The organism is Curtobacterium luteum, from assembly GCF_001475545.1.
In the GTDB taxonomy this organism is placed as follows: domain Bacteria; phylum Actinomycetota; class Actinomycetes; order Actinomycetales; family Microbacteriaceae; genus Curtobacterium; species Curtobacterium luteum_A.
This window is the reverse complement of record NZ_LDQC01000056.1, coordinates 20,788-27,786: the sequence shown is the minus strand read 5'-3', so window position 1 is coordinate 27,786 and position 6,999 is coordinate 20,788. Positions and strand designations below refer to the sequence as shown.

Genomic DNA, 6,999 nt, shown 5'->3' with positions numbered 1-6,999 from the left:
TGCTCGTCGGCCGGCGGCCGCAGCGGCGTCGGCTGCCGTCAGAGCGCTGACTGCTGTCGGCAGATTCGCCGCCGTCAGCGCTCGATGACGTTCTCGAACGGACGGCGCTCCACGAGCGCGGCCACCTGCCGACGCACCAACTCGATCGAGCGCGGGACGCTGAGGTCGGTGTTGCCGCCGACGTGCGGGGTCAGGACGGTGTTCGGCGTGGTCCACAGCGGGTGACCGGCCGGGAGCGGCTCGGGGTCGGTGACGTCGAGCGCTGCCGAGAGCCGGCCGGAGCGCAGCTCGGCGACGAGCGCATCGGTGTCCACGACCTTGCCGCGGGCGACGTTCACCACGAGGGCGCCGTCCGGCAGCGCGGCGAGCAGCTCGGCGTCGACCAGTCGTTCGGTCTCGGCGGTGAGTGGTGTGATGAGCACGAGCACGTCCGTCGTCGCCGCGAGTGCCGGGAGTTCGTCGAACCCGTGCACGTGCCGGCCGTCCTGCTCGCGTGCCGACCGGGCCACCACCGTGACCTCGGTGCGGAACGCCTCGAACCGGGTCGCGATGGCGGAACCGATCGCACCGTACCCGACGACCGTGACCCGACGGTCGGCGAGGGACCGCGTCGTCCGGGCATCCCAGACGCCGTTCGCCCGGTCGGCCTGGAACGCCCCGAGCTCCCGGAGGCTCGTCAACGCCAGGCCGACGGCGAGCTCGGCGGTCTCGTCGTCGTGGATGCCGCGCCCGTTCGCGAGCAGTGCGTGCCCGGGGACGTGCGGGACGGCGTGCTCGTAGCCAGCACTCGGGAGCTGCAGGAGTTCGAGGTTCGGGAGGTCGTGTACGAACTGCCAGCGGTGGCGACCGCCGAAGTAGAACGGCAGCAGGGTGATCGCGACCTCGTCCGGGCGGTCGAACGGCTGCTCGACGTCCCACACGGCGAGCTCGACACCGTCCGGCACCGGGCCGAAGCGATCGACGAGCTCCTGGAAGGGGAGGGTGACGACGGGCATCAGGCGATGCCCGTCGTCACGGTGCTCGGGTCGGGCACGTTCAGGAGTCGGCCCGCGGCGAGAACGACCCGTGGTCGTCGAGCGGACCACGGCCGACGTAGCCCTCGGTGACGTCCTCGGTGATGACGTCTCCGAAGCGGGCCGGGAGGGTCGCGGCGTGCGTGCCACGGAGCTCGTCGATCGTCGCCTCGAACGCACCCTGGACCTCGAGCGAACCGCTCGTCGCGTCGGTCACGCCGATGCGGAGCACCGGGAACCCGCGACCCTCGCAGAGACCCTGGAAGCGCACGTCGTCCTCGCGCCGGACGGTCACGATGACGCGGCCCGTCGACTCCGAGAAGAGCGCGGTCGCGGTGTCGACGCCGTCGCGGGTCTCGAGCTCGTCGAGGACGATCCGCGCACCGATCCCGAACCGGAGCACCGACTCGGCGAGGGACTGACCGAGGCCGCCGTCCGCGAGGTCGTGCGCGCTCGTCAGGAGCTGCTCGCCCGCCGCGGCGTGCAGGAGGTCGGCGAGGGCCTTCTCCTGCTCGAGGTCGACCGCCGGCGGACGTCCGCCGAGGTGTCCGTGCACGGTGCCGGCCCATGCCGAGCCGTCGAGCTCGAGCGAGGTCGTGCCGAGCAGGTAGACGTTGTGGCCGTCGTCCTGCCAGCCGGACGGGACGCGGAGGGCGACGTCGTCGATGATCCCGAGGACACCGACCACGGGGGTCGGGTGGATCGGGGTCGTGCCGGTCTGGTTGTAGAACGACACGTTGCCGCCCGTGACCGGGATGCCGAGCTCCATGCAGCCGTCCGCGAGGCCCTCGACGGCCTCGGAGAACTGCCACATGACCTCGGGGTTCTCCGGCGAACCGAAGTTGAGGCAGTCGGTGACCGCGGCGGGGACGGCGCCGGTGACGGCGACGTTCCGGTACGCCTCGGCCAGGGCCAGCCGCGCGCCCTGCTTCGGGTCCAGGTAGCAGTATCGTCCGTTCGCGTCGGTGGCGATGGTGACGCCGAGTCCGGTCTCCTCGTCGACGCGGATCATGCCGCCGTCGTCCGGGAAGGACAGCGCGGTGTTGCCGAGGACGTATGTGTCGTACTGGTTCGTCACCCAGTTCTTCGACGCGAGGTTCGGCGAGCCGAGGAGCTGCAGGAACTGTGCCTTCAGCGCCGGACCGTCGGCCGGCCGGTCGAGCGAGGCAGCCGAATCGGCCTGCAACGCGTCGATCCAGGTCGGGTACGCGACCGGGCGGTCGTACACCGGGCCGTCGACCGCGACGGTGCGCGGGTCGACGTTGACGATCTCCTGGCCCTGCCAGTCGATGACGAGACGACCGGTGCCGGTGACCTCGCCGAGGACACTCGTCTCGACCTCCCACTTGCGGACGACGGCGAGGAACTCGTCGAGCTTCTCGGGGCGGACGACCGCCATCATGCGCTCCTGGCTCTCCGACATGAGGATCTCCTCTGCCGTGAGCGTGGGGTCGCGCAGCAGGACGTCGTCGAGCGAGATGTGCATGCCACCGTCGCCGTTGCTGGCGAGCTCGCTCGTCGCGCAGGAGATCCCTGCGGCGCCGAGGTCCTGGATGCCCTCGACGAGCTCCTTCTGGAAGAGCTCGAGGCAGCACTCGATGAGGACCTTCTCGGCGAACGGGTCGCCGACCTGCACGGCCGGACGCTTGGTCGGGCCACCCTCGGTGAAGGTGTCCGACGCGAGAATCGAGGCACCGCCGATGCCGTCGCCACCCGTGCGGGCACCGAAGAGCACGACCTTGTTGCCGGCGCCCGAGGCGTTCGCGAGGTGGAGGTCCTCGTGCCGGAGGACACCGACCGCGAGTGCGTTGACGAGCGGGTTGCCCTGGTACACCGGGTCGAAGTAGGTCTCGCCGCCGATGTTCGGCAGGCCGAGGCAGTTGCCGTAGAACGAGATGCCGCCGACGACGCCGTGCACGACGCGCTGCGTGTCCTCGTGGTCGATCGCGCCGAAGCGGAGCTGGTCCATCACGGCGACCGGGCGGGCACCCATCGAGATGATGTCCCGGACGATGCCGCCGACGCCGGTCGCGGCGCCCTGGTACGGCTCGACGTACGACGGGTGGTTGTGCGACTCGACCTTGAAGGTCACGGCCCAGCCGTTGCCGATGTCGACCACGCCGGCGTTCTCGCCCATGCCGACCATGAGGTTCTTCGTCATCTCCGGCGTGACCTTCTTGCCGAACTGCCGGAGGTAGTTCTTGCTCGACTTGTACGAGCAGTGCTCCGACCACATGACGGAGTACATGGCGAGCTCACCCGACGTGGGGCGGCGGCCGAGGATCTCCTTGATGCGCGCGTACTCGTCGGCCTTGAGCCCGAGTGCCTCGTACGGCTGCTCCTTGTCGGGCGTCGCGGCGGCGTCCTGCACGGTGTCGGGCTTCGGGCGAACGTGTGTCGTCACGGTGGTGTCGTTCCCTGTCACTGGAGTCGTGTTCGTCGGCGTGGTCGTCACTTGACGAGCGTCGACTCGATCACGGAGGTGAAGAAGGTGAGGCCGTCCGTACCGGAGGCCATCGCCGCGGGGGTGTCCGGGCCGAAGCCGGGCTCCGTCGCGTGCTCGGGGTGCGGCATGAGGCCGACGACGTTGCCGCGCTCGTTCGAGACGCCCGCGATGTCGTCGATCGAACCGTTCGGGTTCACGCCCACGTACCGGAACACCACCTGGCCGTTGTCCTCGATGCGCTTGATCTCGTCGGCGTCCGCCACGAAGCGACCGTCGGCGTTCTTCAGCGGGATGGTGATCTCCTGCTGGGCGGTGAAGCCGCTCGTCCACGCCGTCGCGGTGGTCTCGACGCGGAGCTTCTGGTCGCGGCGGATGAACTGCTGGTGCGCGTTGCGGGTGTGCGCCCCGGGCACCAGGCGGGCCTCGGCGAGCATCTGGAACCCGTTGCAGATGCCGAGCACGGGCATGCCCTTGCCGGCTGCGCCGATGACCTCGGTCATGATCGGGGCCTTCGCGGCGATCGCGCCCGCGCGGAGGTAGTCACCGTAGGAGAACCCGCCGGGGAGGACGATCGCGTCGACGCCCTGGAGGTCGTGGTCGCCGTGCCAGAGCGCCACGGGCTCGGCTCCGGCCAGGCGGACCGCGCGCTGGGCGTCGCGGTCGTCCAGCGAGCCCGGGAACGTGATGACGCCGATGCGCATCCGCGTCACGCGTCCTGCACGGTGACGGACACGACGTCCTCGATCACGGCGTTCGAGAAGACGTCGGCCGCGATCTCGCGGACCTCGTCGAGCTTCGCGTCGTCGACGGGGCCGTCGACGGCCACCTCGAAGCGCTTGCCGATGCGGACGTTGGTCAGGTCGGCCTTGCCGAGACGGGCGAGCGCGTTGCCCACCGCCTTGCCCTGCGGGTCGAGGATCTCGGCCTTGGGCATGACCTCGACGACGATCGTTGGCACGTGTTCACTCCAGCACTTCGGGGATGGGTGGGACGAGAACAGTCTAGGCGGCGGGCGCGGCGCGCCCGACCGGTTGTGGAGAACTCGTCCAAGGCGTATATTCCAAGTCGAATAGTCGTCCTCGAACATCGGACTGGAGGCTCGGATGGCGTCGCTCACGCCGCTCGCGTTCGCCGCGCTCGGGCTCCTCGCCGAGGCCCCGATGCACCCGTACGAGATGTTCCAGACGATGCTCCACCGCCGCGAGGACCAGAACGTCAAGGTCCGGCCGAGCACGCTCTACCACCAGATCGGCCGGCTCGTGGACCTCGGGTACGCGGAGGCGCTCGGCACCGCGCGTGAGGGCAACCGTCCCGAGCGGACGACCTACGCCATCACCGACCACGGCCGTGCTGCGCTCGAGGACGGCCTCCGCCGGATGATCGCCGAACCGGCCGACGAGTACCCGGAGTTCCCGCTCGCGGTGTCCCACGTCGACAACCTGACCGCGACCGATGCGGTGACCGCCCTGCGCGCCCGCGCCGACGCACTCCGCACGGAACGTGCGGAGTACGACGAGGCGGCCACGGGCCTCCAGGCCAAGCGTCTGGCCGAACGCTTCTGGCTGGACGTGTCGTACGTCCGTGCCATGCTCACCGCGCAGATCGAGTGGATCTCGGCGACGGCAGACCGCATCGAACGCGGCGAGCTCCCCTGGGACGGTCCGGCCGTCCCCACCACAGCAGACGACGAGACGAAGGAACGCACTCGATGACCACCACCGGCGCGACGCCGACCACCCGGAACACGGGCACCGAGAAGAAGCCGTGGCCCGCCCTCTGGGCACTGGTCGTCGGCTTCTTCATGATCCTCGTCGACTCGACCATCGTGTCGGTCGCGACCCCGACGATCGCCGCGAAGCTGGACGCCGACATCAACGCGGTGATCTGGGTGACGAGCGCCTACCTCCTCGCGTACGCCGTGCCGCTGCTCATCACGGGGCGGCTCGGCGACCGGTTCGGCCCGAAGGTGCTGTACCAGGTCGGCCTCGTGGTGTTCACGCTGTCGAGCCTGTGGTGTGGCCTCGCCGGGTCGATCGAGGTGCTCATCCTCGCCCGCGTCGTCCAGGGCCTCGGCGCCGCGATGATGACGCCGCAGACGATGGCGGTCATCACGCGCATCTTCCCGCCGCAGAACCGTGGCGCCGCGATGGGGCTCTGGGGTGCCGTCGCCGGGGTCGCGTCCCTGGTCGGCCCGATCGTGGGCGGCCTGCTCGTGGACGGGTTCGGCTGGGAGTGGATCTTCTTCGTGAACGTGCCCGTCGGTGTCGTCGCGTTCGTGCTCGCGCAGCGCTTCGTCCCGTCGTTCGAGCGGCACGGGCACCGGTTCGACTACCTCGGCATCGTGCTGAGTGCGATCGGCATGTTCCTGCTCGTCTTCGGCATCCAGGAGGGCGAGACCTACGACTGGGGCACCATCACCGGTCCGATCTCGGTCTGGTCGCTGATCGTCGCCGGCGTCGTGGTCCTGGCCGCCTTCGTCGTGTGGCAGGGCGTGCAGAAGGGTGAGCCGCTGCTGCCGCTCGGCCTCTTCAAGGACCGCAACTTCACCCTCGCGAACATCGCGATCACCTCGGTGGGCGTCGCGATCTCGTCGTTCGCGCTGCCGATCATGCTGTGGGCGCAGGACGTGCTGACGTTCAGCCCGACCCAGGCGGCGCTCCTGCTCGTCCCGCAGGCCGTCCTGTCCGCCGGGCTCGCACCGCTCGTCGGCAAGAACCTCAACCGTTGGAGCCTCCGCTGGGTCGCCGCGTTCGGCCTCGCCTGCTTCTCGGGCGCGCTGTTCTGGTTCGGGTCCCTGCTCGCCTCGGGTGCTGCCTGGGGCTGGGTGCTCCTGCCGTCGACGCTCCTCGGGCTCGCGAACGCCTGCATGTGGGGTCCGCTGTCCGTCTCGGCCACGCGCAACCTCCCGCCGAAGCTCGCGGGTGCGGGTTCGGGCGTCTACAACACGACGCGCCAGATCGGTGCGGTCCTCGGTTCTGCGGGCATCGCCGCGCTGATCGAAGCTCGGATCACCGCGAACTTCCCGTCCGGTTCCGGTGGCTCGACGGGTGGCGGCGCCGAGCAGCAGGTCGGCGCGCTCCCGGACTTCCTGCAGCAGCCGTTCGCGACGGCCATGGGGCAGTCGCTCGCCCTCCCTGCGCTCGTGCTGCTCGTCGGCATCGTCGCCGCGCTGTTCCTCGCGAAGCCGAAGCAGACCGTGGCGTGGCACCAGACCAGCTCCGTGGCGACGCAGGACGCTCAGGCACCCGCGCCCGAGGCTGCCGTCGACGCTGAGCGCCACGGGGTGCACGCGGCGGCTCCTGCCCCGGAGACCCCCGAGGCCGAACTCGCCGCGACCGAGCACCACGGGCGGCACGCCGAGGCGTAGCCCGGCCGGACAGAGTCCGCGCGCGGCCGACCCTGAACGACGCCGCCGTTGTCGAACGACAGCGGCGGCGTCGTTCGTCGTGGAGTCGCCGAGCGCGCCGGTGACCTCGGGCAGCTGGAGGCGTCGATGGCCGCACGCCGCGGTGGGCGGCGACGGAGCATGCGTCGGTCGAC

The 6,999-nt window shown here is 70.4% G+C and carries 6 protein-coding genes; 2 read left to right on the top strand and 4 right to left on the bottom strand.

Annotated elements, in window-relative coordinates; translation table 11 throughout:
• Positions 1-74 precede the first annotated feature (74 nt).
• Genes NS184_RS10375 through purS form a run of 4 tightly spaced genes read right to left on the bottom strand, consistent with a single transcriptional unit; the run spans position 75 to position 4,417 of the window.
• Positions 75-995 carry a 2-hydroxyacid dehydrogenase gene (locus NS184_RS10375; RefSeq protein ID WP_058726040.1) on the bottom strand — a complete coding sequence of 307 codons (921 nt, stop codon included), beginning with the start codon at positions 993-995 and terminating at the stop codon, positions 75-77.
• 40 nt (positions 996-1,035) lie between these two features.
• A complete protein-coding gene (purL, locus tag NS184_RS10370) occupies positions 1,036-3,417 on the bottom strand; it encodes a phosphoribosylformylglycinamidine synthase subunit PurL (protein ID WP_242863025.1) in 2,382 nt (793 codons plus the stop codon).
• A 47-nt stretch (positions 3,418-3,464) separates the two neighbouring features.
• Entirely contained in the window at positions 3,465-4,160 is a 696-nt protein-coding gene (gene purQ, locus NS184_RS10365; protein ID WP_058726038.1) for a phosphoribosylformylglycinamidine synthase subunit PurQ, read from the bottom strand.
• Between the two features lie 5 nt (positions 4,161-4,165).
• Positions 4,166-4,417, bottom strand: a complete 252-nt coding sequence (gene purS / locus NS184_RS10360; RefSeq protein WP_058726037.1) for a phosphoribosylformylglycinamidine synthase subunit PurS — start codon at positions 4,415-4,417, stop codon at positions 4,166-4,168.
• A gap of 145 nt (positions 4,418-4,562) precedes the next feature.
• Between purS and NS184_RS10355 the strand changes: the two genes are divergently transcribed.
• Positions 4,563-5,171, top strand: a complete 609-nt coding sequence (locus NS184_RS10355) for a PadR family transcriptional regulator (RefSeq protein WP_058726036.1) — start codon at positions 4,563-4,565, stop codon at positions 5,169-5,171.
• Positions 5,168-6,826, top strand: a complete 1,659-nt coding sequence (locus NS184_RS10350) for a DHA2 family efflux MFS transporter permease subunit (protein WP_242863024.1) — start codon at positions 5,168-5,170, stop codon at positions 6,824-6,826. The genes NS184_RS10355 and NS184_RS10350 overlap by 4 nt, the downstream gene beginning before the upstream one ends.
• The last annotated feature ends 173 nt before the right edge of the window (positions 6,827-6,999 follow it).

Coding starts and splice junctions, on each gene's coding strand:
- NS184_RS10375 (WP_058726040.1), bottom strand. CDS start 995: ATGCCCGTCGTCACCCTCCCCTTCCAGGAGCTCGTCGATCGCTTCGGC.
- purQ (WP_058726038.1), bottom strand. CDS start 4,160: ATGCGCATCGGCGTCATCACGTTCCCGGGCTCGCTGGACGACCGCGAC.
- NS184_RS10355 (WP_058726036.1), top strand. CDS start 4,563: ATGGCGTCGCTCACGCCGCTCGCGTTCGCCGCGCTCGGGCTCCTCGCC.
- NS184_RS10350 (WP_242863024.1), top strand. CDS start 5,168: ATGACCACCACCGGCGCGACGCCGACCACCCGGAACACGGGCACCGAG.